This window comes from Pedobacter sp. 10L46_2 (assembly GCF_056395165.1).
In genome coordinates this window covers 26,608-53,011 of record NZ_JBFTIZ010000008.1, presented here as the reverse complement: position 1 = coordinate 53,011, position 26,404 = coordinate 26,608, and the positions used below count along the sequence as shown (strand labels likewise).

Genomic DNA, 26,404 nt, shown 5'->3' with positions numbered 1-26,404 from the left:
TTATTTAACAGGAACCGCTTTAAACTCGAATACGGAAACTTTTGTGTTATTGGTACTCACCGTTACAGAAAACGCATACTCCTTCCCTTTTTCAAATACCTGATCTGTAAGCAAACTAACTTCTGTTTTACCGTATGGCTGTAGTACCGGAACCGCTGCTATGCCTAAAGTTTTCTTCTCGTTACCAACAAGACAGGTAACTTCTAAAACGCTTTTTTTAGACACTACCTGGCCAAAATTTTCTACCTCTATTTTTAGTTTGGTTTTATTATTCTCTGAGCTAAATACCGGTTTACGGGCTGAAAGAATGGCCTCATTATAGTTTAACCATGGCACACGGGTGTATCCGTAAAGCAGCTTACCTGCGGTAGATTTCCCGATCAGCTTTGGTGCAAATTCCTCTTTTGTGATGCCACTGCCTTTGGCATCAAAATTTACAATCAGATCTTTGTTTGATTTTACCACACTTAATACCTTGCTGCCCCTGCCAAAGTTAACTTCTGTTGACGCCCCAAAACGAAGGGATTTAACATCTACATCTATTTGCGGGTTAAAGCCTTTTTCGGCTGCAATTTTAACGCTGATCACTTTGGTTTTAGCTGTCGGCATTTCCTTGTTCAGCATGGTCAGCAAAACCCCCGGGTTCAACGGTACGCTGATGTTTTTGGAACTATGGCGGTCGCTGGCTTTATCATCTGCCTTAGAAGTATCTATTACTGCAAAGTTCGCCTGAATAGCTCTTCCATAATTATCCTGAAGCACTTTAATACGTTCAAATTTATACCAGTCTTCCACCTGTCCGTCTTCATGTTTAGCTACTCCAATGGTATATGCCTCTCCGGGATCTGTAACCCAGTTAACCCCATCTTTTGAGCGTTGGTAAAAGGCGATTCTGCCTAACCAGTCGTTCACAATTAAATGGTATTGAACATTGTCGCGCCACACCACCGGATCCTCAAACTCGCCCTTTACATTGGGGTATACCCTTCTGTCGGTAATTTGATTGTAAGCAGAAATTCCTGTTTTACTGATCCATACACCACCACCTCTGCACACCATAAGGTAAGAGCCGTCTTCTCTTTGCGCAAAGGTTAAATTAGACAGGCCCTCGATAATCGGGCGATCTCTTTTCTCAAAATCAAAATGCTTTAATTCCCATGGCCCGTTTAAACTATTTGAAATGTAATATCCGTCAATAATATAAATCACATATCTGCCGTCTTTGATCCGGAAAACTTCAGGATTATGCCCTTTGCCTATAGTGTCTTTTACCACAAAAGGGCCAATTGAGTTATCGCTTACCGTATGGTAAACAATTGAATTTGGCCACTCGGCATGACCTTTCGCCGAACTTTCGAGCCAGCCGGCTACATAAAGGTGATAGAGTTTATCCGATCCTAAAATTATTTTCCCTCCCCAATAAGATCTGATGCGGTCTTCAATGCCATTATCTACGTACCTTGGCAATACACCTTTGGCACCCCAGGTATCACTGCTGAGCTTGCCTTTTGGCATAGGTAACAAACGATCTTTAAACCGCCCGCCTTCTACCAGCTGATCCCATTCAACAGGTCTTGGCCTTTCCGTTATTTGGGCAATAAGCATGCAGGGTGTTAAAAATAAAACACAAAGGATGAGGGGAATAAACAGGTACTTTTTCATTTCATGAGATCAACTAAATTCGGCAACAAATAAAGCACATTCTGAAACCCGTAATTTTGATTTCTTATCCATTCATTAAGTAATATTAACATTCAGTGATAATACTCGCCTATACGTTTCAAAAATTCTTCAGATTGTATCAATTTACATATAAGAGCTGAAACAGTAAATATTTTATAATAAACTTGTTCTTTAAACACACAAAGCCATTTATAAACATGAACGTTAAGAAATCACTCATCTTGGCATTTGCTTCGATCCCGTCATTGCTCTTTGCGCAAAACAGCCCTGGAAAGCAATATATATACAACCGTGCGCCGCTAACCGCCGACACGTACATACAGCTTCCCCTTGGCAGTATAAAAGCCAAAGGCTGGTTATTGAAACAATTGGAATTGCAAAAAGATGGCGCAACCGGACATGCCGAAGAACTTTATCCGGAGGCATCTAACCTTGGCCCTGAATCTGATTGGCTGGGTGGCAATGGCGAAGGTTGGGAACGTGTTCCTTATTACGTAAAAGGACTTATAGCACTGGCTTATACATTGGATAATCCTGAATTAAAAGCAAAATCGCAGAAATGGATAAACTGGACATTAGACCACCAGCAGGCGAACGGAGCTTTTGGCCCAGCAAAAATGAACGACTGGTGGCCAAGAATGCCAATGATGTATGCCATACAAAGTTATTATGAGGCTACCGGCGATGAACGGGTGATTGGTTTTTTTACCAAATATTTTAAGTATCAGCTGGAGAACCTGGATAAAAAACCATTAACGGAATGGAGCAAATCTAGAACCGGCGACAACATAGAATTGGTATTGTGGTTATACAACAGAACTGGCGAAAGGTCGCTGCTAACCTTAGCAGAAAAACTAAAATCACAGGCCTATCCTTGGGCAGATATCTATACAAATAACCAGTTCTACCATTATGGCGATGATTTCCATACCAAACACAGCGTTAGTGTTGGTCAGGCGCTTAAACTTCCGGCAATTTACTCACAGTTGAACAACACTCCATTTTACAGAGATGCAACTGAAAAAGGAATCTATAATTTAATAAGAGATCACGGACAGGCATCGGGCATTGCATCGGGAACAGAATTCCTGGCTGGCAGAAGTTCCTTTCAGGGAACGGAGACTTGTACCGTGGTAGAATGGATGCAAAGTCTGGAAACCACAGCCCGAATAGTTCATGATACACAGATTGGCGACAGACTGGAGAAAATTGCTTTTAACACCTTGCCATCGCAGTTTAGCAGAGACATTAAATCTCATTTATATTATACACAGCCCAACCAGGTGGTATGTAAGCACGGTAACTCTGGTTTTGATGAGGACTACGATGGAGGAATCCTTTTAAGTCCGTACCCCGGCATGGGATGCTGCAGGTACAACATGCACATGGGATGGCCTTATTTTGTAAAAAACAGCTGGGCAGCAACTCCTGATAAGGGTTTGGCCGTAATTGCCTATGCCCCGGTTGAGCTGAATGCTTTTGTAGCTGATGCCGTTCCCGTTAAATTGAATGTGGTGACCAACTATCCTTTTGAAGAGCAGATCAGAATTAAAATAGACTTAGCAAAGGCTGCCACTTTCCCATTGAAATTAAGAATACCCGAATGGTGTAAAAATCCGCAAATAGCGGTGAATGGCAAAGCATTATCGAATGTTAAAATCGGTCAGGTTTATACCGTAAACCGATCATGGAGCAGCAATGACGAGGTAGTACTTAATTTCCCAATGGAAGTAAAAGTATCAGATCAGGTAAACCAATCGGTTACTGTAGAACGTGGCCCCTTGGTGTATGGATTACAGATGAATGCTAAATACAGTATTCGTAAAAAACATCCTGTAGAAGGCTTTTTTGACTATGAGGTGTCCTCTGCTTCGCCCTGGAACTATGGATTGGTGATAGATCGTAAGAATCTGGCTGCTTCGGTAAAAGTTCAAAACACAGCTATGCCCGAGAATCCGTTTATCCAAGCCACTACGCCTGTTAAACTGAAAGTCTCTGCAAAGAAAATACCTTCATGGACCATGGCTTATAATAAAATGCATGCCTTTGAAGTACCAAGAAGTCCGGTTGCTTCATCGGAACAGACAGAAGAAATAACCCTTACTCCTGTTTAAAGAAAACTTTGACAATGCTACAGTTAAAGACTGGTTGTTATATGGCGGCAGCTGGTTTATTAAAGATGGAGCAATCCACGCCGCATCTAACAAAGGTTCCTGGGGATATGGGATCCATGGTTCAAAAGCGATTGCGAGCAGTACCATGTTTAAGGACCTGAGCTACGAGGCCACCGTACAGCTAAACTCAAAAGGAAATGCCGGTCTGGTTTTTAGAGTGACGGATGCGGTACTTGGTGCAGATATGTATAAGGGCTATTACCTGGGAATTGATGCAGAAACAGGCACGATCCAATTGGGCAAATCATCTGACCAGAAATGGGTTGCACTTGCATCAGAACAGCAAAAATTAGAAATAGGAAAGTCATACAAGGTTAAAATAGAAGCCAAAGGCAGTGACATTAAGGTATACTTTAACGGATCAGAAAAGCCATTGATATCTGTAAAAGATTCAGAATTTAAAAGCGGTATGATTGGCGTTAGGGCCTATGATTCACTGGCAAGCATTGATAATTTACTTGTTAAAGAAGTGAAGTAAAAAAAGGGGTATCAAATTGAAACCCCTTTTTATAATTTATACCCTTCCGGCAAATTAAACCTTTTTAGGAGGCAGATCAAACGCCACAGCCTCATGCTCAAAATGACCATTATGAGATCCATCGCAAAATGGTTTATTTTTTGAAAGTCCGCAGCGACAAATTGATAGCACAGTTCTGCCCTGCAATCCGTACACTTCACCATTCTTGTCAACGATTTCAAAATCGCCTTCTATCTTTACCGATCCGTTATTGTTAATTGTAAGCTTCGTTTTTGACATCTATTTTTAATTTTGGCCAAAGCTAAAACAAAGTAAACAGACCAGGCAAGATCATTTCAATTTAGAAACGTTCTCTGTTTAATCCATATTGCGGACACCCTTCGCCACCAATTCCAATTTTGAACTATCGGTTTCAGGAAACGGTATCTCTTAATAATTTAGCCTTGGCTGGGGCGTAATAATATTTAAACCATAGCTTGTCTGCTAAATAAAGTGTAAAGCCAAGTGGGAACGAGAGTAAAACAAGCGCCTTACCCCATCCGGTTCCTATGCTGTTATACTGGCGCAAAAAAGATTCAGAATGCATTCCGTAACGGGAGAGCTGAGCGGCTCTTTTGAAAAAGAATACGGGCGAGCTGAAAAACCAATGTGGCAGGTCTTCATTCACTACATCAACATCACACATAGTTAAACCTTTGGCATTTCGGATTCTGTTTGCTTTGCCACTCAGATTGCCAAAACCAGAGCCTGTTGGGATAAAATAAGTTCGCACTACTGTATTGATGCAGATGTACTGGTATTGTCGCCCCAACCTATTCCAAATATAACTTTCGGGTACAAATTTATAGCCCTCTGCTTCTGGATATGGATTCTTCTTTAACAATGCGGTACGCATTAAGCCAAATTTTTCACCTATTATTTTATACTTAAACTGAAATTCACCTCCTGTAATGGTGATGTGATCTGCAGGAAATAAGTCGCCGACAACCTGTTTTGTAATCGAATCCTCCACCAAAGCACATACACACCAATACTTATCCCTTACATCCGGTGAGAGGCTTTCCCATTCATCAACTAAGGTTTTAAGCCCATCGTGGCAAAGGGCATCATCGGAATCAAGTATTGCACACATTTCACCGCTTGCAAGCTTTACGCCCTGATTTACGGCAGAGGGCTTGCCCCCGTTGGGTTTCTGATAATAATTAATATTTAAAGGCGACTCACGCTGCCACGCCGACACGGTTTCTGATGTATCATCTGTAGAGCCATCATCAACAATAATCCACTCAAAATTTTTAAAAGACTGTTTGCTCAACGACTCATAACAACGATGAAGCGTATCAGCACGATTATAGGTAGGAGTGATAATCGATATAAACATAGCTATGCTAATAAATTAAAATATGGTGGTCCGTCTGGTCCTGACAAATGCCTGTTACGAGGTTACCGTAGCCAGCTAATCCCTATATTATCAGTAAGTTGAAATTACTAAAAAACTAATTGATATACAAGTAATATTAATGCAGCTATGCTCCTGCCGTCATAGCTGCATTAATATTGTATTTATTTTGAAAGTAATGCCAAAACCGCTTTACCAACTGCATGTGCAGACTGGGGATTTTGTCCGGTAACCAATCGCTGATCAGTTACTACATGCTCTTGCCAGGGGGCCGATTTTTCATAAATGCCACCTCGCTCAATCAGCTTATCTTCCAATAAAAAAGGAACAACTTTATCCAATTTAACGGCTACCTCTTCCTCATTGGTAAAGCCGTTCACTTTCTTACCAGCTATCAGGTACTTGCCATCGCGCAATTTAATGTTCACAATCCCTGCAGGACCATGACAAACCGCACTGACAATACCGTTATTTTCGTATATTTTAGTGGCTATTGCCGAGATTTCTTCGTTATCAGGAAAATCCCAAACCGCTCCATGCCCCCCTGCATAATAAATAGCTGAATATTCTTCGGGCTTTATCTCAGCAGGTTTTAAACTATGATTGATTTTATTGTGATAATATTGGTCGTCCCAGAATTCCTTATTTACTGCATCTCTTAAATCCAGGCCATCAACCGGAGGCTGACCTCCCTTCGGGCTAACAAAATCTATTTCATAACCCGCATCTTTTAGTACTTTCCAGGCATGGGTTACTTCACCCAGGTAATAACCTGTGGGATCACCGGTGCTTCCTTTTTTATCGTGGCTGGTAACCACAAACAGAATTTTCTTTTTCATAGTATTTGCTTTATTTTTTGATTGTGCCGCCGCAGACAAGGTTAGGGAGATGAAAATGGCACACGCAGCAAGAGCCATCATTCCTTTTTTGATCAAATTCATTCTATATAAGATAAAATATAATGATGCAAAGTTGGAACAATAATACGACAGCAAGAAGGATGCTAATCACAAAATAATTGTGATTACACGCACACTATGGATGGCTTAACCGGCTTAGGGTTTCTCTTGACACCCCTAAATAAGATGCCAGTAAAGTTTTAGGAAGACGCTGGAGCAATTTTGGATTCAGTTTAAACAGACGGTTATATCTTTCCTGAGGATTTTTATTGAGCAACAGCAGGATACGCTGTTGCAGTGCAACATACCCAACATTGGATTTTTTACGAAAGAAATTGGCAATGCTATGTAATTCATTGCACAGCTTTTCCTTATTATCTCTCGATAAAACAAGCAATTCACAGTCTTCTATACAATCTATAGCAATTGTTGCCGGGGTGCAATTCATGTAGGCCTGAAAATCGGTGATCCACCAGTCTTCCATGGCAAACTGCAGAATGTGTATCTTCCCGTCTTCGTCTGTATGGTAGGCTTTAAGCAATCCTTTTACTACCCAATACTCGTTGTGGACCTCACTATCTTCCTGTACCAGGAATTGATGTTTCTTAAGCTTTTTACTGCTGAACATTGAAGAAACATATTCGAATTCGGCATCCGTTAATGGAGTAATTTTTTCTATATGTTGCTTTAACGCACTATTCATTACAAAAACAGGTTTTTGAAGGAAAACAAATCTATTTACTTTTTTTGAATTTCTGCTCTGGCATGAAAGTAGTACTATCAATTTGTACTAAAACAAAAAGGAATGAATTTACCATCGTTTAAGCGGATCAATTTTAAAAAGGTAAGAACGGACATCCAGGGAAGCTTTAAGCAACTGGCAGCAGGTGGCTTTAAGCAGATTTTTAATCAGATTGACCAGCTGAACATCAAAAAAGGTGTGGATGCTATGGGGATCGATAAATTTACCAATCAATGTGCTTTATTGGCAGCAGGCTCAGGATTAATTACCGGAGTGGGTGGCGTTGGCACCATGCTTATTGGTACACCGCTGGATGTGATTAACATTATCACTCAGCAATTTAGGGTTACCCTGGCTATTTCTTACCACAATACCGGCAAGTATAAAATCAGTTTTGACGACTTTTTTAAGATTGTAGCCTCATCTGTTAAGGCCGATGCCAAATTGGCCATCAGCAAAAACATTATGGAAGAGGTTGCAGAGAAAATACTGATGAATTTAGGATCTAAATTAAGCAGACGCTTAGTACCGGTGGCAGGCGGCGTGATTGGCGGGACTATTAATTACTTATTTATTAAAGGTTTAGCAAATGAATTGAGAAAGAAGGGTACTTAAATCTGACTACAACAACAGTAGATTCGGCTACATACCCCTGCTTTATCCTGCAGACCTTTGGAGTATCAATAAAATTATACTCCGATGAAAATAACAATCACAGGTTCATTAGGTCACATTAGCAGACCATTAACCAAAACATTAGTACAACAAGGTCACCAGGTTACCGTAATAAGCAGTAACCCGGACAAAAAAACTGAGATAGCAGATTTAGGTGCCATACCTGCTATAGGTTCTTTAGAAGATGTAAACTTTTTGACAGAAACCTTTACCGGCGCAGATGCAGCATATACCATGGTGCCACCCAACAATTACTTTGACCATAGCCTTGATCTTCTTGCTTACTATCGCCAGCTTGGTCAAAACTACGCCGATGCCATTGAAAAATCCGGGGTAACACGCGTAGTTAACCTGAGTACCATTGGTGCCCATTTAGAACAGGGTTCGGGTATTCTGCTTGGTGCACACAATGTTGAAGGTATTTTAAATGGGTTATCGCCAGAAGTAGCCATTACCCACATCCGCCCTACATCCTTCTTTTATAATCTATATGGCTATACAGATATGATCAAAAACGGTGGCGTTATAGCCGCAAACTATGGTGCGGAAAGTATTATCCCATGGGTTTCGCCAATAGACATTGCTGCCGCGGTTGCCGAAGAATTAGTAATACCATTTACCGGCAGAAAAGTACGCTATGTAGCCAGCGAAGAACTTACAGGCAACCAAACTGCACGTATTTTAGGAACTGCCATAGGCAAGCCTGAGTTGAAATGGGTGATCATTTCTGATGAAGAAACGCAAAACGGTTTAGAATCAATTGGAATGAACCCCCGCATTGCAGCTGGCCTGACTGAAATGTATGCAAGTCTTCATAACGGTTTGTTGGCAGAAGATTATAACCGCAATAAACCGGCAGTTATGGGAAAAGTAAAATTGAGTGATTTTGCAAAAGAATTTGCCGCGGTCTTTAACTAAAATGATTAATTTGTGATATGGCCAGTACAGCACCCCATAGGTTTAAAACGATCAGCGAATTTCATAAGTTCAGGGAACTACCTAAACCCGAACATCCGCTGATTAGCGTGATTAACGTAGAAGCGATATCGCGTTTGCAAGACAGTGAACCGGTTAGTCTGGTGTTGGATTTTTACTGCATTGCGCTAAAAAGAAACTTTAATGGCAAAATGAAATACGGCCAGCAGGCTTATGATTTTGATGAAGGCATTATGACTTTTATGTCGCCCGGACAGGTTTTTAGCATTGAGGTGAACAATAACGAGAAATTGAAACATTCAGGATGGATACTCTATATCCATCCCGATTTTCTTTGGAATACCCCGCTGGCCAGAAAAATAAAGGAATACGAATACTTTGATTATTCTGTGCATGAGGCCCTGTTTCTATCTGAAAAAGAAGAGGAAATGATTTCCGCCATTATGCTAAACATTGAGCAGGAGTACCAGGCCAATATAGACAAGTTCAGTCAGGACCTTATTATAGCTCAACTAGAATTATTGCTAACTTATGCAGGAAGGTTTTACAACCGGCAGTTTCTTACTAGAAAAATAAGCAGCCATAAAACCTTAAACAAGCTGGAAGACCTACTTACCGAATATTTTAACAGTGACGATTTAATGAAAAGGGGCCTCCCTACCGTAACATACATTGCGGAAGCACTAAATGTATCACCCAGTTATTTAAGTGGGTTACTTAAAACATTAACTGGCCAAAGTACCCAGCAACATATACATGAAAAGCTGATTGAAAAAGCAAAAGAAAGATTATCTACCACAACTTTATCTGTAAGTGAAATAGCCTATACCTTAGGTTTTGAACATTCACAGTCGTTTAGCAAGTTATTTAAAAAGAAAACCAATCTTTCGCCTTTAGAATTCAGAAATGCATTTATTTAGCTAAATTATCCTAAAGAAAGCCAAACAGTAAAATATTCTTGGAAAGAAGTTTTGTTCAAATCAACTTATTGTTAACTTGGCACAGTTGATGCTTTTGTCTAAGGTATAGAAATGGCTCTTAATTGATAAATAAATACATATATGTTAATAATCAATAGTTTTGAAGAATATAAATCGCATTTAGGCAAAGAGTTAGGTATTTCTAATTGGCATAAAATAGATCAGGAACAGATTAATAAATTCGCTGATGCAACATTGGATCACCAATGGATTCATGTTGATAAAGAAAAAGCGGAAAGCGAAGGTCCATTTAAGGCTACAATAGCACATGGATATTTAACCTTATCGTTAATTCCATACTTATGGAAACAGATTGCCGATGTTCGCAACATTAAAATGGAAATAAACTACGGTATAGAGTCTTTTAGGTTTGGCCAGGCCGTTTTAGTTGACAGTGAGGTACAACTAAAGGCTAAGCTTAATTCGATAGCAAACTTGAGAGGTGTTACCAAAGTTGTTATTGAAGCTACGCTTATCATTAAAGATCAACCGAAACCAGCTTATACCGGGAATGTAGTATTCCTGTATCATTTTATATAACATATTTAAGATCGAATTTCACGACGCATAAACAGATAATAGGAAAGCGCAAAACAAGCTGCGGTTGCTCCTATAAGACCACTTACCTGAGGCCACACGATCATTAAGCTCTCTCTAAATGGCAAAGGCGCAGGTATTGCACCGGCCATTTGCTCCATCGTCATCGGGCCAAGACTTCGAACGGATGGCATCAGCATGGTTGTGCTCGCATCTGTATAAAGCTGGTTGGGTGCGATTCGCAACAGATCGAGGATAAACTCATTGTAACGCAGGATTTGGTCCTGACTCAAAAAACTGGGATCAGGCAGAATGGACCTGATTGCAAGGTTGACAATAATCTGGTAAAATACTGTAAAAAATAGCCATATACCTATAGCGGTAAGCGCTGAAGTAGCCGCTTGCCTGAACTTAATAGATAGTACGATAGACAAACTCAGCCAAAAGCCTACATAGATAAGGCTGATCACCACGAAGCCTAATATCCTTAACAGTTCCTGTGGCTCCATCCTTACCCCTGTCAGGATCAGACCTCCTCCTGTCATCAACAAAGTTAATACGAAGAATAAGGTGCCGACCATGATCATGGCACTTACAAACTTGGCCAGCAACAGGTTGTCCCTATAAAGGGGCTGTGCCATAATTCTTGTAAGCGTTCCGTTGTTCTGCTCTATATTGATCGCATCGAACCCCAGACTGATACCTAATAAGGGCCCAAGAAAGCTCAGAAACACATGGAAGGGCGGCGTGGAATTATCAGTGGTAGTTAATAACTTAAGGTATAGAAAAGTGTGATCCGGATCATTGGTATTGCTTATGGCTGAGCGGATATTACCTAAGGACACGTACATTGACCCAATGAACGTTAGTGTGATCAACCCGATCAGCACAATAAAGCGCCAGCTTCGGATATGATCTGCCATTTCCTTGTGAAGAACTACACCAAAGGGACTGGATTTCCGGATTCCTTTTGCGGTCTTATATATATTAATTTGACTGTTCATGGTTTTCAATTAATGTCTTCAAAATATTGTTGATAGATGTCATCCAGTCCATAGTCTTTTTGACGTACCCCAAGGATGTCGTATCCGTTTTCAACAAAAAAGCGGACCAGTGCCGGTGTAATGTTCTCTTTACATTCAAACACTATCGTTTCTTTATCCATTGTAATCTGTTTAATGGCTTCCCATTGCTCCAGTTCCTGTTGCAACGACCAGGGCTGAGGAATAGCATGTGCTGACTTTATAGATACAACATGTCCCATATGACCAAACAAATCGGCTGATAAGGTTTCTATATTGCCCTGGGCCAATAATTTGCCTTTTACAAAAATCCCTACCCGATCGCATACTTGCTGAACGTGATGTAAATGATGTGAAGAAAGCAGAACGGTCAATTCCTGCTCTTTGCTTAAACGCTTTATAAGTGTCAGAAACTCTTGTACGCCGCCCGGATCAATTCCCAGGGTTGGTTCATCAAGAATGATCACATCTGGTTGCTTAATTAATACTTCGGCCAGGCCAAGGCGTTGTTTCATACCTCGGGAGAAAGTTGATGTTTTCTTGGTCATCACCGAAGAAAGCCCAACAATCTCCATCAGTTCTGACGTTCGTATTCTGATTTCATTTTCGGAGAGGCCATTTAACCTTGCGATGTACTTTAGGTTTTCAAGCGCTGTCATGTTATCATAAAAGCCTAAACTATCGGGCATGTAACCTACTTTTCTTTTTACAGCAATAGGGTTACTTGTTGCATTATAGCCACAAACAAATGCAGTACCATCTGTTGGATCAGTAAGCCCCAGCATCATGAGTATAGTTGTGGTTTTACCTGCTCCGTTAGGCCCCAGCAGTCCAAAGATCTCGCCTTTACTGATATTGAGGCTCAGATCATCTACCGCTCTTTGAGGGCCATAACATTTGGTTAGGCCCTTCAGTTGTATTATAGGATCCTTCATTTCTTCTATCTTCTACCATACTTGCGGATCAGATAATATATCAGTGAAATGGCTAAGAGGATAACCAAAATACCGATCCACCCAGAGAGTAATGAGGTTGTAACAACCATCCTGAAGGCTGCCTGGGCGTTGCCATTACTATTTGTTGCGGTAAAGGTAGCAGCGTAGTCTCCTGCGATGGTCTTATCCGGAACTTTAAGCTTTGCAGTTACATTTACGCTTTTCCCCGGCTCCACTTGTTTAAGTTTGGCAGGTTCAAAGGAAGCTTCCCAATTAGTAGGCAATTGCGATGTGAGTTCAACATCATTCAATGGCAGCGTACCCGAGTTCTTTACCTCTAGAAGGATTTCCTTATGGTTACCGGAGGTAAGCTCTTCGCTCAGCTTCCCGGTTGGTGTAGTTAAGGTTATTCCATAGGACCCTTTTACAACTGCCTCCAGATTTAGGGACAGGGTATCCTTATTTGCAACTGCCTTTACAGGTATTTTGTACTTGCCGGGTGTGGTGCTTGCTGTGGCATTGATCTCTATAGATACATCTCGGGATGTACCCGGGTCAATATTTAAAGAGGCCACCTGATTACCATCTACCTTGTAACTGATCATCCAGCCGATCGGCAAACTCGTTTTGAACTCGTACAGGGCCTGCTTTGCAGATCCATTACGTAAGGTCGTATTGTAACGAAATGTCTCGTTCGTTGCGGCTTCGATATTGATCAGCCTTGCCGTAAAAGCTGATTTGCCGTCGATAGTTGCAACCTGACCTTGGGCATGCAATCCCGGGTGTAATCCAAAAAGGAATAGAAAAAACAATAAAGATTTGCACCTTCCATGAAGGTGGGTAAGTGAGAAATTTACTAACATGATCTAAACACTAGAATTTATAATAATAGCCTAAAAAAATGTCGGTTCAATAGTTTGTCTGTGAGAGCAAATCAAAAAAACAAAATAAAATTTTCAAACTGATTTAACATTTTTTAACATTTATAGGTCCTCAGCCAATTAATACGATTTCAACAAACAATCATGTACATCCATTGAAAACTACGGATCAATCCCAAAACTACCAGAGTGAGTGCTGTAGGTTTAAAAGTCGACGTTTAGAAACGGAAAAAGCCGTTCTTCTTATCGAAAAACGGCTTTTTTGTTAGTGGGCCATGATGGGCTCGAACCATCGACCAAAAGATTATGAGTCTTCTACTCTAACCAACTGAGCTAATGGCCCTGTAAAATCTTATTAGATTTTGCGAGTGCAATGTTACATATTTGTATCCAATTATGGAAACAGTTTTAGCACAAAAAATAAAAAATATTATTTTCGATTATGGCAACGTTATATTCGAAATAGACTTTGTAAGGACTCAAAATGCTCTTTTACAATTAGGTATAACCGATGTTCAGCAGTTCTTTGCCCATAAAAATCATAATGAAATTTTTAATGATTTTGAAACAGGATCTGTCTCTCCGGCCCAGTTTCGCATTAAAATACGCGAAGCAGCCAACAATCCAGGGCTGACAGACGAACAAATTGACAGCGCATGGAACAGTTTATTGATTGGTGTTCCCTCTGCTGCGGTACACGACACGCTGCTTAAAGTAAAAGAAAAATACCGCACTTTTCTACTTAGTAACAATAACGAAATTCATTACAACTGGATTGTAGATTACCTGAAACGGGAATATAATGTCGAGGATAATAACCACCTGTTTGAAAAAACATATTACTCTCAGCAAATGTTCCTTCGTAAACCAAATGTTGAGATATTTGAACAGGTCATCAAAGAAAACAACCTTATACCAGAGGAAACATTGTTTATTGATGACAGCCCACAGCATCTTGTTGGAGCTAAACTGGCAGGGCTTAATACACTTCTAATGGATAAGCACCCTAAAGATCTGGAGCAATTTTTAACTGATCATCATATCTTATAGTTAAATTTGCCGCATGACCGAAAAAAGATATAAATCTCTTAAGGAATTTTATCCTTTCTACCTGAGCGAACATAGTAATCTTACTAGTCGGATATTACATTTTATCGGAAGCCTGTTAGCCGTATTACTATTGTTTACCGCTGTATTGTTTCACGACTTACGCTTTATGATTGGCATTCCAATAGTTGGATATGGCTTTGCCTGGGTAGGTCATTTCTTTTTCGAAAAAAACAAACCTGCTACGTTTCAGTATCCGGCCTATAGTTTAGCCTGCGATTTCATTTTATTCTGGGACTTACTAACGGGGAGCCAGCCTTTTAAAGTAAAGAAGTAAATTTAACTTCACTCCGTCATCTCCTTTTAACCAAAGGAGATGACGTATTACAATCTTCTTCTTTTCTTTTCTTTTATAATCAACCCAAGCTCGCGGCTCGTTTGTCCGGCAATGGAAGTATTTTCCTGAGCTCTTCTGAAAAGATACGGCATTACCGCTTTAACTGGCCCGTAAGGCACGTATTTCGCTACGTTATACCCGGCGTCAGATAAGTTAAAGCTTAAATTATCACTCATTCCCAATAACTGGGCAAAATAAACATGAGGATGATTGTGCGCAATCTTATTCTGATCAAGCAAATCTGCCAATAACCTGCTGCTTTCTTCATTGTGAGTTCCGCAGACAAAAGCGATTTCATCAATATGAGCCATGCAATACCTTAACGACTCGTTATAATCAATATCAGATGCTTCTTTAGTAGGTTGTATTGGTGATGGATAACCCATTTCTTCAGCTCTTTTACGCTCCTTTTCCATGTAAGCACCTCTCACCATTTTAACCCCTAAAATATAGCCGGCAGCCTTCGCAATAAGGTGGTCTGCTTTTAAATCGGCAAGTTTATCATGACGGTACATCTGATAAGTGTTGTAAACAATAATGGTTTCTTTATTAAACAAACGCATCATCTCTACGGCAAGCTCATCAATTGTTTTCTGGATCCAGGTTTCTTCGGCATCAATCATTACAGGTACCTTTTTATCAAAGGCAGTTCTGCAGATCTTTTCGCAACGTTGCTTTACTTTTTCATATTCAGCTTCTTCATCTGATGTTAGTGCCTGTTTTGCATCCAACTTCTCAAGCAAAGCAAAACGGCCAATACCTGTAACTTTAAATACGGTAATTGGAATACGTTTGTCTTTAGCGGCCTGATCTATCGTTCTGATAATCTCTTCGCAGGTAAAATCAAAAACAGCTTCTTCATCTTCACCCTCTACAGAATAATCCAGAATGGTGCCTACTTTACCTGAATGAAGCTGCGTAATTGTTTCTGCACATTCGGCAATCGTTTCACCTCCGCAAAAGTGTTTAAAAATGGTGGCTTTAATAATACCCTTAATTGGTAAGCCAATGTTCAAAAAGAAATTGGTAACCGGAGGGCCAACTTTAGTTAAAAAATTACTGCTTATTATTTTAAAAAGCCAATAGGCGGCGTTTAATTCAGAGTTAGATTTGTTGCGGAAAGCAACTTCAGTATCATCAAAATTCAATGATTTTTTGGGGAATGTCTCCATTAGTGAATGTCAGTTAGTCAAATCGTTTGCAAAAGTATAAATTCCATAGCTACCACTGGTAGAACACACTATAAATAATTGTAATTTTGGCAGTAAAAAATTTTATCTAAGTTTGTCTTATAATGATACAATTTAAATTAGAAGGCGAATTCATTCCCCTTATTCAGTTGTTAAAAGCAACTGCACTTGTTCAAAGCGGTGGCGAAGCCCAAACTGTTGTTGAAGACGGTCTTGTAAAATATAACGGCAAGGTTGATTACCGCAAGCGATTGAAGGTGCGGGTTGGAGATGTAATTGATTTTATGGGTCAGAAAATAACAATCATTTAATGAACAAATTAAACAGTGCCGGACATACCATCCATTTTGAAGCAAATCTTGCCCCTCTGGTAGAAATTATAGAAAGCAGCAAATACAGCAAGATCTTTGTATTTGTGGATCGGAATACCGCAGAATTATGCTTACCTCAGTTCCAGGAAATGCTGGGAGATTTTACAGGATTTGATCTGATTGAAACAGATCCTGGCGAAGAGAACAAAAATATAGATTTTTGTATTGGCATCTGGAAAACACTATTGGATTTTGAGGCAGACCGCAAATGCTTGATGATAAATTTAGGCGGGGGCGTGATTACCGATATGGGTGGCTTTGTGGCTTCAACATATAAACGCGGGATAGATTTTATTAATATCCCTACTACCCTGCTTTCGCAGGTTGATGCATCGGTAGGTGGTAAAACCGGTATCGATGTAGATAATGTAAAAAATATGGTTGGAACGTTTACCCTTCCTCAAGCTGTATTTATTGAAACTTCCTTCCTTAAAACGCTGCCTAAAAGAGAACTGCTTTCTGGTTTTGCTGAAATGATTAAACATGGTTTAATTGTAGACAAAGACTATTATGCAGAATTGCAAAACAGCGATTACGAACAAATTGGGGCCAACGCTATTTACCGTTCGGTAGAGATAAAAAACGAGGTTGTAACAGAAGACCCTCATGAAAAAGGATTAAGAAAAATATTAAACTATGGGCATACTATAGGCCATGCGGTTGAAACCTATTCTTTAATAAACGATAAAAACCCTTTAACACATGGCGAGGCAATAGCCATAGGTATGATATGCGAAGGCTTCTTGTCGGCCAAAAACAATACGCTTAGCGAGGATGAGCTTAACAACATCGGTACCTATATTTTAAAATTATATCCTAAATATCACATTAAGGAAGAAAGTTTTGACCAATTATTGGAATTTATGCAAAGCGATAAAAAGAATGAAAACGGACAGATCATGTTCTCATTATTGAGCCGCATTGGAGCGTGTGATTTTAACTGCAGGGTATCAAAAAACGACATTTTGGATAGTTTTGCTTACCTAAACACCTTAACTTCCAAGTCAGAAAATGCCTAATATTTTGAACCACAACAAGAACCTTATAACAAACAATAAATAATTTTTTTAAATTAACTATTGACAAATTAAATTTTGTTAGTACATTTGGCGAAACGAAAAGAAAATTTTGAAAAATATCACTACATATTGGTTTGGTTACTTCTACTACTTTAGTAAGAGCCGGGACTAATATGCACTAGAATCTAATAAGATAAATGTATACGAAAAGTCCCGGTCTAAAGCCGGGACTTTTTTCGTTTAGAGAAAATAACAGTTATGATAATTTCATAACCATTAAAAAGGGAAAATATTCTAATGAAAAAAGGAACAAGAGTAGCAATTCAAGGCATTAAAGCTTCATTTCACGAAGAGGCCGCATTCAAGTTTTTCGGAAAAGACATTCAGACCATTGAATGTACTTCCTTTAAACACACATGCGAGGTTTTAGAAAACGATGGCGCAGACTTCGTGGTAATGGCAATTGAAAATTCAATAGCCGGAAGTCTTCTACCGAATTACACCTTAATACGTGAATACAATTTCGCTGTAGTTGGCGAAGTTTACCTGGCTATTCAACTTCACCTGATGGCACTGCCCGGTGTAAAGTTTGAGGATATCAAATATGCTACTTCCCACCCTATTGCTATTCGCCAATGCGTTGATTTCTTTGAAGATTACCCACAGATCCAGATCATAGAGAGCAATGATACTGCTGCCTGTGCGAAGCGCATTAAGGAAGAACAGCTTACAGATACAGTTGCTATAGCAAATACGCTTGCAGCGGAATTGTATGGGCTAAATATCATTGAAAGAAGAATTGAATCAAACAAGAAAAACTTTACCCGCTTTCTGATCCTTAAAAAAGGAACAGCTGAAGAAGGGGCTCCAATCAATAAAGCATCTATTTGCTTCCAGGTAAGTAACCATGTTGGTGCACTGGTTAAGGTGTTAAACATCTTTGCTGACCAGCAGGTTAACTTAAGCAAAATACAGAGCATGCCTGTGCTTGGCAAAAGAAATGAATATTACTTCTATGTAGATATGGAATGGAAAAACATGGAGGCTTATGATAAAGCTGTCCGCCAGGCCCTTAAATACACCGTGAACTTTAATATCATGGGTGAGTACCAGAAAAACGACAAAGTATAATTAGCATAAATAATCCAATTAAAATAAAATATTAACACATATAACCCCAAAACAATGAAATTACAATTAAACATTCAACCGCTTAACACCTGGCTTAACATCAACAATGAGCCTTTGATCATCTCAGGACCTTGTAGTGCAGAAACTGAAGAGCAATTATTAACTACAGCTCATTTATTGGCTGCAACAGGAAAAGTATCTGTTTTAAGAGCAGGTATCTGGAAACCACGTACTCGTCCTGGAGAATTCGAAGGAATTGGAAGTATAGGTTTAGAATGGTTAAAAAGAGCTAAGTTAGAAACTGGTTTACCAACAGCTGTAGAGGTTGCAAATGCTAAACACGTTGAAGAAGCTTTAGCTGCTGGTGTAGATATCCTTTGGATTGGTGCACGTTCAACAGTAAATCCATTCACAGTTCAGGAAATTGCTGACGCTTTAAAAGGTGTAGACATTCCTGTATTAGTTAAAAACCCTGTAAACCCTGATTTACAATTATGGGTTGGTGCTTTAGAGCGTATCAATGGCGCTGGTATCACTAAATTAGGTGCAATTCACCGTGGCTTCTCTTCATTCGAGAAAAGCTCGTTCCGTAACGAACCAATGTGGGAACTTGCTATCCAATTGAAAACATTATGCCCTGAGTTACCTATCATCAACGATCCAAGTCACATCTGTGGTAACAGAGAGTTAATTCCTTACATCTCTCAAAAAGCATTAGACTTAGATATGCAAGGTTTAATGATCGAGTCGCATGTTGATCCTTCTGTTGCGTGGACTGATGCTAAACAACAAGTAACTCCAGCTGCTTTAGCTGAGTTGGTTGATCGCTTAACAGTTCGTGAACCAGAAACTAAAAATGAAGCGATCTCTGATCAATTAGCTGAATTCCGTAAGCAAATCGATAAAATTGACGACATCTTATTACAAAAATTAGGTGAGCGTATGTCTATCGTTGCTAAAATCGGTGAGTACAAACGCGATAACCAGGTTACAATTTTACAGGTTAACCGTTGGGATGCCATCATTCAAAAAGGTATCTCATTTGCAAAAGCACTAAAGTTAGATTTAAACTTTACTGAGAAATTTTTGGAACTTGTTCATGGTGAGTCTATCCGTAAACAAACTGAGATCATGAACGCAGGCAAAGCCGAAAAAGGAATTGCAGCAGAAGCACACACAGAAGTTAAGTCTTAATAATGAGTAAACATGCGCTTGTTTCTTTTAAAGGAAGCAAACAAATAGATACAGAAATTACACTTACAGGCTCTAAGAGTGAGTGTAACAGAGCATTAATTATCAGCTCTTTGAGTAAGGGGACTGTAAAGGTTGATAATATGTCTAATGCTGCTGATACTGTTACTTTAAACAGTATATTAAATAATATCTCGCAAAGCAACCCACATCAACAAACCGTTGATGTGGGCCCTGCGGGTACTGCAATGCGTTTTTTAACAGCCATGCTCTCTACCCTACCTGGTAATTTTTTATTAACAGGAACAGAAAGAATGAAACAACGCCCCATTGGTATTCTTGCTGAAGCATTAAAAAACATCGGTGCTGATATTACTTACCTTGAACAAGATGGATTCCCTCCGTTAAACATCAATGGTCCGTTAAAACAAAGCACTGATACCGTTAAGATTAAAGGTGATATAAGTAGTCAGTATATTTCAGCTTTATTAATGATTGCGCCTATTTTACCGCTAGGTTTAACGCTACAGATTGAAGGTGAGTTAACCTCTCTTCCTTATGTTAAAATGACGTTAGACATGCTTCAGGAAGCTGGTATTGTGCATGAATGGTCTGGAAACAACATTACCATTAAACCACAGACTTTTGAAGCGGCTACACTTGCAGTAGAACCCGACTGGAGTGCAGCTTCTTATTGGTATAGCATAGCAGCGCTTGCTGAAAATGCACAGATCGGTTTGCCTTATCTAAAAGATAAAAGCTTGCAAGGCGATAGTCGTATCAGAGAAATTATGAGTGCCTTTGGGGTACAAACAGCAAAAACCAGCAAAGGAATTAACCTTACAACCACTGAAACAAACTTTAATGATGATATTCTTGATCTAAAAGATTGTCCGGATTTAGCACAAACCATTATTGTATGTGCCGCTGCTTTAAGAAAAAACCTTAAATTCACGGGTCTGGAAACCTTAAAGATCAAAGAAACTGATCGTGTTTTGGCTTTACAAAATGAGCTTTCAAAGATTGGTGTAACCTTAAATGAAGACAACTTTATTTATACACTGAACTGCGATCAGCTAAACTTCCCTGAAAGGGTATCTTTTGCTACTTACGAAGACCATAGAATGGCGATGGCTTTTGCTCCGCTTAGTCTGGTCATAAACGAAGTTGTTCTGGAAGAAATGGATGTTGTAGAAAAATCTTATCCTGATTTCTGGAAAGATTTAGTAAAAGCAGGGTTTACAGTTACAGAGATTTAATTAAAAACATAAAATAATTCTAAAATGGCAGGCAACACATTCGGGCAATTATTTCGCATCACTACCTTTGGGGAATCACATGGTGTGGCCATTGGTGTTATTCTGGATGGATGTCCGGCGCAATTGCCCATCGATCTTGATTTTATTCAATCAGAGTTAGATAAACGCAAACCGGGGCAATCTAAGATTACTACTCAACGAAAGGAGAGCGATACCGTGCAGATTCTTTCAGGAACATTTGAAGGAAAAAGTACAGGTACGCCAATTGCAATGCTTATTCCAAACGAGGATCAGCGCAGTAAAGATTATAGCCACAATACTGATGTTTATCGCCCCTCTCATGCCGATTATACTTATGATGCTAAATATGGCATTCGTGATCACCGTGGCGGCGGACGCTCCTCAGCTCGTGAAACAGCTGCCCGCGTTGCAGCAGGAGCTATTGCCAAGTTGTTGTTAAAACATCATGGTATTGAAGTTTTTGCACACGTATCTTCAGTAGGCAAAATCGAAGCACCTAATCTTGAAAGTAAAAACATCGCTGATTTGCTAGCTATCCGCGAAGAAAACATCGTTCGCTGTGCAGATCCCGCTATCGCAAATCAAATGATCGAATTTATTGATGGCGTTCGCAAGGATGGCGATACAGTAGGCGGAAAGATCAATTGTATTGTTAAAAACTGCCCTGTTGGCTTAGGTGAACCTGTATTTGATAAACTTCATGCAGATCTGGGTAAAGCTATGCTAAGCATTAATGCTGTTCACGGTTTTGAATATGGGTCTGGATTTAGCGGAAGCGAAATGAGGGGATCAGAGCATAACGATATCTTTTTAGCAAATGAAGGTCGGCCTAAAACGCTTACCAACTTCTCTGGTGGAATCCAGGGAGGTATTTCTAACGGAATGGAAATCAATTTCACAGTAGCCTTTAAACCGGTTGCAACAATTATGCACAATCAGCAAACCATAAATGCTGCAGGCGAAGCTGCAGAAATTAAAGGTAAAGGCCGACACGATCCATGTGTTGTACCTCGTGCAGTTGTAATTGTTGAGGCAATGGCAGCATTAGTGCTAGCCGATCATTTGCTTCGAAACAGATCAAGCAAATTAGCATAACAGAAAATCAACAAAGTTAATTTAGACTCTCCTTAGATCATGGTCTAAGGAGAGTCTAAGTTGACTCTGATCAGAGTCTGAGATAACTCTGAAGAGTTATCTTCTCTGGCAAGTCTGTTTTTAGAATATAGAAGGGTATTTTGATGCGTTATTGTCGTGCATAATTTGATACACGGTTTCAATAATATCATCAACAGATGGCTTACTAAAATAATCTCCATCTGATCCATAAGGCGGACGGTGAGCTTTAGCAGTAAGCGTTCTTGGCTGTCCGTCTAAATGGTAATAACCATTTTGCGCTTCAAGTACCTGTTGTAAAATAAATGCAGCGCCTCCACCCGGAACATCTTCATCAACTACCAATAACTTATTTGTTTTCTTTAAAGATTCTGCACAAATCCGTTTTGTATCAAAAGGAAGTAGTGTTTGAGGATCGATTATTTCAACTGAAATCCCTAACTGGGCTAATTCTTCTGCTGCTTCTTCAACAACTCTTAAAGTAGCTCCATAAGATACAATGGTAACATCAGTTCCTGTTCTTACGATCTCTGCCTCTCCAAGAGGAACAGTGTATTCGCCAACATTTTCCGGTAGTTTTTCTTTTAACCTGTATCCATTCAGACATTCAATAACCAGAGCAGGTTCATCAGATCTGAATAAGGTATTGTAAATACCTGCAGCCTGTGTCATATTACGCGGAACGCATATATGCAAACCTCTTAATGAGCCCAAAATCATAGACATTGGAGATCCTGAATGCCACACGCCTTCTAACCTATGTCCACGGGTTCTGATGATAACAGGCGCTTTTTGACCGGCTTTAGTCCTATAAGATAAGCTTGCCAGGTCATCACTTAAAATATTAAGTGCATATAGTAAATAATCGAGGTACTGAATCTCTGCAATAGGKTTTAAACCGCGCAAAGCCAGACCAATACCCTGACCAATAATTGTCATTTCTCTAATACCGGTATCAGTGATCCTTAAATCACCATACTTGGCTTGCAGGCCTGCAAAACCCTGGTTTACGTCGCCTATTGCGCCTAAATCTTCACCAAAGGCTACTAAACGCTCATCGCGTGCAAAATTAGCGTCAAAGCAAGCGTTCAGTAATTCACGGCCGTCTACCATTTTACTTTCCTCAGTGTATTCGGGAGCCACCTGTTTAACCAATAACGGACTTTCTATACCATCGGTAAATAGCTTAGAATTGTACCTGTCTTCGTTTAAAGAGGCCTGGCTATTATACCAGTTTATCAGTTTGTCTCTCTCTGGAGAAGGGTTATTAATGCTAAGACGTAATGTTTTTCTTGCTGAAGAAACAACCTCCTTACGCAATGCATCGGGCGTACTGGCAAGTAGTGAAGCAATTTTACTGATAGCAGGATTGCCGTTGGCAATTCTGTTGATCATATCGATTACCTCTTCCTTCTCTACTTTAATGGTAGCTAAGAATTCATTCCATGCCTCTCGTTGGGTTTCACGTACAAGTTTCTTTGCAGTTGCTTCCAGCTCAGTAATTTCTTCTTCTGTAATAATAGCTGATTCAAGCATCCACTTACGCATCTGCAGGTTGCAGTCATACTCACGCTCCCACTCCAAGCGATCTTTATCTTTATAACGCTCATGAGAACCGGAAGTAGAGTGTCCTTGTGGTTGAGTGACCTCTGTAACATGTATCAAAACGGGAACATGTTCAGTTCTGCATACATCTATAGCACGCTGATAGGTTTCGCACAGTGCCGGATAATCCCAGCCTCTTACTTTAAATATTTCGTAGCCGGCTGCATCTTCATCTCTTTGAAATCCTTTTAGAATTTCTGAAATATCCTCTTTAGTAGTTTGATACTTGGCAGGAACTGAGATTCCATAAGCATCATCCCAGATAGACATAGCCATTGGAATTTGGAGAACACCTGCAGCATTAATAGCTTCAAAAAACACCCCCTCGGAAGTAGAGGCATTACCAATGGTACCAAACGCAACTTCATTGCCGTTTACCGAGAAATTTTTAAGATAACTTAAGTCGGGATTTTGCCTGTATAATTTGGAAGCATAGGCCAAACCTACTAAACGGGCCATTTGACCACCGGTTGGCGCAATATCAGACGAAGAGTTTTTCATCTCCGTCAGGTCTTTCCAGCTACCGTCTTCATTAAGTGAACGGGTAGCAAAGTGACAATTCATTTGTCGCCCGGCAGATGCAGGATCAGCCTCAACACTTGGGTTTGCGTATAACTGAGCAAAAAACTCTTTTAGTGTACAAATTCCGGTTGCAAAGGCAAAAGTCTGATCTCTATAGTAGCCAGATCGCCAATCGCCATTTTTAAAAGCTTTGGCCATTGCTATCTGAGGAATCTCCTTACCATCACCAAATATTCCAAACTTCGCCTTACCCGTCAACACTTCTTTACGTCCTAATAAACTAGCTTGTCTACTCTCGTAAGCTATTTTATAGTCGTTAATAACAATCGTTTTGAAATCATCAAAACTTAACTCTGAAGCATCAATTGGGTTCGTTGTAAGTTTACTATTTGGCGTCATAAGCAAATCAGTTATGGGGCAAAGATACATAAATTCTAAAGTATGACTTAACGGTGTGAGTTAATTTATATATTGGAATACTTTTTGAATTATCGTTTAAAACATTAAATTTGTTTTAAAACCCACATAAGATGAAAAAGTTATTATTACTATTTACATTAATTTTAGGAATAAGTGTTGCATCAAATGCTCAATCTAAACCAGCGGAGTTTAAATTTGACAAAGAGACTTATGACTTTGGAAAAATCCCTTTGAACAAACCTGCTTCTGTAGATTTTAAATTCACTAATATAGGAGATCAACCATTGATCCTTAGCAAAGTTGAAACAACTTGTGGCTGTACAGTACCTGAATACACCAAAACTCCAATCAAAAAAGGAGAAACAGGAACAATTAAAGTTACTTATAACCCTACTGCAGCACTTCCATTTAGCAAAAGCATTACTATAACTTCTAATGCTAAAACAACTACTAAAGTTCTTTACATCAAAGGCGAAACTGTAGCTGGAAGCACTAAATAGAATCCAATAAAGATATTTCTAAGAAAAGACCTCGTTAATCAACGAGGTTTTTTACTTTTGTACCATGCCAAGGATTTCAGAGAAAGGGGTACAAATGCCCGCTTCGCCAATTAGAAAATTAACCCCGTTTGCTGATCAGGCAAAGAGGGACGGAAAAAAGGTGTACCATTTAAATATTGGACAACCTGACATAGCGACGCCGGAAGTGATGTTAAATGCCATCAAAAATATTACATTCAATGTGTGGGCCTATACTCCTTCTGAAGGTACACTGACCTATAGAACTAAACTTGCCGAATACTATAATAAACTTGGGTACAACATTACCCCTGAAGATATTTTGGTAACTGTAGGCGGATCTGAAGCTATCACCATAGCCATGCAGACCTGTATTAACGAAGGCGACGAAATTATTGTTCCTGAGCCTTTTTATGCCAACTATAATGGGTTTGCTTGCATGAGTAATGTGGTTGTAAAACCAATATTATCGCATATAGAAAATGGTTTTGCACTCCCTCCAATAGCTGATTTTGAAAAGTTAATTACCGATAAAACCAGGGGTATTATTATTTGCAATCCAAATAATCCTACAGGTTATTTATACTCAAGGGAAGAGCTGGAAGCCCTTAAAGCTCTTTGCTTAAAATATGACCTTTTCTTGTTTTCTGACGAGGCTTACAGAGAGTTTTGCTATGATGGCAGAGAATTTATCTCTCCTTTATACCTCGATGGAATAGATGAAAATGTAGTGGTAATAGATACCGTTTCTAAACGCTACAGTGCTTGTGGTGCAAGATTAGGTTGTATTATCACTAAGAACAAAGAAGTAATCCAATCGGCATTAAAATTTGCCCAGGCCAGATTAAGTCCGGGTATGGTTGAACAAATTGCCGGAACAGCAGCAGTTGATACCCCTGATAGCTATTTTGAGGAGGTAAACAAAGAATATACCTTAAGAAGAGATACATTGGTAAAAAGGTTAAATGCTATCGAAGGAGTGTTTTGCCCTAATCCGGGCGGTGCTTTTTATGTTGTAGCTAGATTACCAATAGATGATGCTGATCAATTTTGTCAGTGGATACTGGAAAGCTTTACTCATGATGGCGCAACCGTTATGATGGCTCCTGCTACCGGGTTTTATTCGACTGAAGGTTATGGAAAAAACGAGGTTAGAATGGCTTATGTCTTAAATACCGCCGACCTTAATAGTGCTATGGATTGTCTGGATATTGCATTAAAACAATATCCTGGTAGAACTATGGCATAATTTTAGTACT

The 26,404-nt window shown here is 39.6% G+C and carries 26 protein-coding genes and 1 tRNA gene; 16 read left to right on the top strand and 11 right to left on the bottom strand.

The genetic code is table 11. From position 1 onward, the window contains the following. A complete protein-coding gene (locus AC1DDX_RS02360) occupies positions 1 to 1,662 on the bottom strand; it encodes a glycoside hydrolase family protein (RefSeq protein ID WP_337716539.1) in 1,662 nt (553 codons plus the stop codon). A 218-nt stretch (positions 1,663 to 1,880) separates the two neighbouring features. Between AC1DDX_RS02360 and AC1DDX_RS02355 the strand changes: the two genes are divergently transcribed. Continuing rightward, the gene (locus AC1DDX_RS02355) at positions 1,881 to 3,797 is read left to right on the top strand and encodes a beta-L-arabinofuranosidase domain-containing protein (RefSeq protein ID WP_477621752.1); all 1,917 of its coding nucleotides are present in this window, start codon (positions 1,881 to 1,883) and stop codon (positions 3,795 to 3,797) included. Positions 3,798 to 3,831: 34 nt separating this feature from the next. After that, positions 3,832 to 4,335, top strand: a complete 504-nt coding sequence (locus tag AC1DDX_RS02350; protein WP_477621751.1) for a 3-keto-disaccharide hydrolase — start codon at positions 3,832 to 3,834, stop codon at positions 4,333 to 4,335. 54 nt (positions 4,336 to 4,389) lie between these two features. Here AC1DDX_RS02350 and AC1DDX_RS02345 read toward each other — a convergent pair whose 3' ends face one another. From AC1DDX_RS02345 to AC1DDX_RS02330, 4 genes are all read right to left on the bottom strand, one after another. Then, a complete protein-coding gene (locus tag AC1DDX_RS02345; RefSeq protein ID WP_337716535.1) occupies positions 4,390 to 4,614 on the bottom strand; it encodes a CDGSH iron-sulfur domain-containing protein in 225 nt (74 codons plus the stop codon). A 133-nt stretch (positions 4,615 to 4,747) separates the two neighbouring features. Further along, positions 4,748 to 5,716 (bottom strand): glycosyltransferase family A protein, encoded by a 969-nt coding sequence (locus AC1DDX_RS02340; protein ID WP_172659755.1) that lies wholly within the window; start codon positions 5,714 to 5,716, stop codon positions 4,748 to 4,750. 182 nt (positions 5,717 to 5,898) lie between these two features. Then, positions 5,899 to 6,675, bottom strand: a complete 777-nt coding sequence (locus AC1DDX_RS02335) for a type 1 glutamine amidotransferase domain-containing protein (RefSeq protein WP_246269421.1) — start codon at positions 6,673 to 6,675, stop codon at positions 5,899 to 5,901. 94 nt (positions 6,676 to 6,769) lie between these two features. Next, positions 6,770 to 7,336, bottom strand: coding sequence for a Crp/Fnr family transcriptional regulator (locus tag AC1DDX_RS02330; protein WP_172659754.1), 567 nt, complete (start codon positions 7,334 to 7,336; stop codon positions 6,770 to 6,772). Positions 7,337 to 7,438: 102 nt separating this feature from the next. Here AC1DDX_RS02330 and AC1DDX_RS02325 point away from each other — a divergent pair, with 102 nt between their 5' ends. The 4 genes from AC1DDX_RS02325 to AC1DDX_RS02310 all read left to right on the top strand — a co-directional run bounded on the left by AC1DDX_RS02325 (position 7,439) and on the right by AC1DDX_RS02310 (position 10,506). Further along, entirely contained in the window at positions 7,439 to 7,990 is a 552-nt protein-coding gene (locus AC1DDX_RS02325) for a hypothetical protein (RefSeq protein WP_288878969.1), read from the top strand. Positions 7,991 to 8,074: 84 nt separating this feature from the next. Further along, positions 8,075 to 8,968: an NAD(P)H-binding protein gene (locus AC1DDX_RS02320; RefSeq protein WP_288878968.1), complete on the top strand. Its 894-nt coding sequence runs from the start codon at positions 8,075 to 8,077 to the stop codon at positions 8,966 to 8,968. A gap of 17 nt (positions 8,969 to 8,985) precedes the next feature. Beyond that, entirely contained in the window at positions 8,986 to 9,906 is a 921-nt protein-coding gene (locus tag AC1DDX_RS02315) for a helix-turn-helix domain-containing protein (protein ID WP_172659751.1), read from the top strand. Positions 9,907 to 10,047: 141 nt separating this feature from the next. After that, positions 10,048 to 10,506 (top strand): MaoC family dehydratase, encoded by a 459-nt coding sequence (locus AC1DDX_RS02310; protein WP_172659750.1) that lies wholly within the window; start codon positions 10,048 to 10,050, stop codon positions 10,504 to 10,506. Between the two features lie 5 nt (positions 10,507 to 10,511). Here the strand turns inward: AC1DDX_RS02310 and AC1DDX_RS02305 are convergent, their stop codons facing one another. The 4 genes from AC1DDX_RS02305 to AC1DDX_RS02290 all read right to left on the bottom strand — a co-directional run bounded on the left by AC1DDX_RS02305 (position 10,512) and on the right by AC1DDX_RS02290 (position 13,684). Continuing rightward, positions 10,512 to 11,507 (bottom strand): ABC transporter permease, encoded by a 996-nt coding sequence (locus AC1DDX_RS02305; protein ID WP_288878967.1) that lies wholly within the window; start codon positions 11,505 to 11,507, stop codon positions 10,512 to 10,514. Positions 11,508 to 11,512: 5 nt separating this feature from the next. Beyond that, positions 11,513 to 12,460 (bottom strand): ABC transporter ATP-binding protein, encoded by a 948-nt coding sequence (locus AC1DDX_RS02300; protein WP_288878966.1) that lies wholly within the window; start codon positions 12,458 to 12,460, stop codon positions 11,513 to 11,515. Between the two features lie 5 nt (positions 12,461 to 12,465). After that, positions 12,466 to 13,323 carry a COG1470 family protein gene (locus AC1DDX_RS02295; RefSeq protein ID WP_288878964.1) on the bottom strand — a complete coding sequence of 286 codons (858 nt, stop codon included), beginning with the start codon at positions 13,321 to 13,323 and terminating at the stop codon, positions 12,466 to 12,468. A gap of 287 nt (positions 13,324 to 13,610) precedes the next feature. Beyond that, positions 13,611 to 13,684, bottom strand: a tRNA-Ile gene (locus AC1DDX_RS02290). Positions 13,685 to 13,737: 53 nt separating this feature from the next. Between AC1DDX_RS02290 and AC1DDX_RS02285 the strand changes: the two genes are divergently transcribed. Together AC1DDX_RS02285 and AC1DDX_RS02280 are read left to right on the top strand one after the other, a co-directional pair. Continuing rightward, positions 13,738 to 14,391 carry an HAD family hydrolase gene (locus AC1DDX_RS02285; protein WP_337716534.1) on the top strand — a complete coding sequence of 218 codons (654 nt, stop codon included), beginning with the start codon at positions 13,738 to 13,740 and terminating at the stop codon, positions 14,389 to 14,391. 13 nt (positions 14,392 to 14,404) lie between these two features. After that, complete coding sequence (locus AC1DDX_RS02280) at positions 14,405 to 14,725, top strand: Mpo1-like protein (protein ID WP_172659745.1); 321 nt, start codon at positions 14,405 to 14,407, stop codon at positions 14,723 to 14,725. A 47-nt stretch (positions 14,726 to 14,772) separates the two neighbouring features. On the opposite strand, the gene AC1DDX_RS02275 is transcribed toward AC1DDX_RS02280, so the two are convergent. Beyond that, a complete protein-coding gene (locus AC1DDX_RS02275; RefSeq protein ID WP_288878962.1) occupies positions 14,773 to 15,957 on the bottom strand; it encodes a proline dehydrogenase family protein in 1,185 nt (394 codons plus the stop codon). Positions 15,958 to 16,079: 122 nt separating this feature from the next. Here AC1DDX_RS02275 and AC1DDX_RS02270 point away from each other — a divergent pair, with 122 nt between their 5' ends. The 6 genes from AC1DDX_RS02270 (at position 16,080) to aroC (ending at position 22,062) form a co-directional block, all read left to right on the top strand. Beyond that, positions 16,080 to 16,286 carry an RNA-binding S4 domain-containing protein gene (locus tag AC1DDX_RS02270; RefSeq protein ID WP_048906717.1) on the top strand — a complete coding sequence of 69 codons (207 nt, stop codon included), beginning with the start codon at positions 16,080 to 16,082 and terminating at the stop codon, positions 16,284 to 16,286. Then, positions 16,286 to 17,365, top strand: coding sequence for a 3-dehydroquinate synthase (aroB, locus tag AC1DDX_RS02265; protein WP_337716532.1), 1,080 nt, complete (start codon positions 16,286 to 16,288; stop codon positions 17,363 to 17,365). The genes AC1DDX_RS02270 and aroB overlap by 1 nt, the downstream gene beginning before the upstream one ends. A gap of 297 nt (positions 17,366 to 17,662) precedes the next feature. Then, positions 17,663 to 18,496 (top strand): prephenate dehydratase, encoded by an 834-nt coding sequence (locus AC1DDX_RS02260; protein WP_172659742.1) that lies wholly within the window; start codon positions 17,663 to 17,665, stop codon positions 18,494 to 18,496. A 54-nt stretch (positions 18,497 to 18,550) separates the two neighbouring features. Beyond that, positions 18,551 to 19,690: a chorismate mutase gene (locus AC1DDX_RS02255; RefSeq protein ID WP_172659741.1), complete on the top strand. Its 1,140-nt coding sequence runs from the start codon at positions 18,551 to 18,553 to the stop codon at positions 19,688 to 19,690. A 2-nt stretch (positions 19,691 to 19,692) separates the two neighbouring features. After that, the gene (aroA, locus tag AC1DDX_RS02250; protein WP_288878958.1) at positions 19,693 to 20,946 is read left to right on the top strand and encodes a 3-phosphoshikimate 1-carboxyvinyltransferase; all 1,254 of its coding nucleotides are present in this window, start codon (positions 19,693 to 19,695) and stop codon (positions 20,944 to 20,946) included. Between the two features lie 24 nt (positions 20,947 to 20,970). After that, a complete protein-coding gene (aroC, locus tag AC1DDX_RS02245) occupies positions 20,971 to 22,062 on the top strand; it encodes a chorismate synthase (RefSeq protein WP_172659739.1) in 1,092 nt (363 codons plus the stop codon). Positions 22,063 to 22,182: 120 nt separating this feature from the next. Here aroC and AC1DDX_RS02240 read toward each other — a convergent pair whose 3' ends face one another. Continuing rightward, positions 22,183 to 24,606: an alpha-ketoacid dehydrogenase subunit alpha/beta gene (locus tag AC1DDX_RS02240; protein WP_477621750.1), complete on the bottom strand. Its 2,424-nt coding sequence runs from the start codon at positions 24,604 to 24,606 to the stop codon at positions 22,183 to 22,185. A gap of 131 nt (positions 24,607 to 24,737) precedes the next feature. Here AC1DDX_RS02240 and AC1DDX_RS02235 point away from each other — a divergent pair, with 131 nt between their 5' ends. Further along, positions 24,738 to 25,127, top strand: a complete 390-nt coding sequence (locus AC1DDX_RS02235; RefSeq protein ID WP_068891054.1) for a DUF1573 domain-containing protein — start codon at positions 24,738 to 24,740, stop codon at positions 25,125 to 25,127. A gap of 64 nt (positions 25,128 to 25,191) precedes the next feature. Continuing rightward, positions 25,192 to 26,394 (top strand): pyridoxal phosphate-dependent aminotransferase, encoded by a 1,203-nt coding sequence (locus AC1DDX_RS02230; protein WP_288878955.1) that lies wholly within the window; start codon positions 25,192 to 25,194, stop codon positions 26,392 to 26,394. The last annotated feature ends 10 nt before the right edge of the window (positions 26,395 to 26,404 follow it).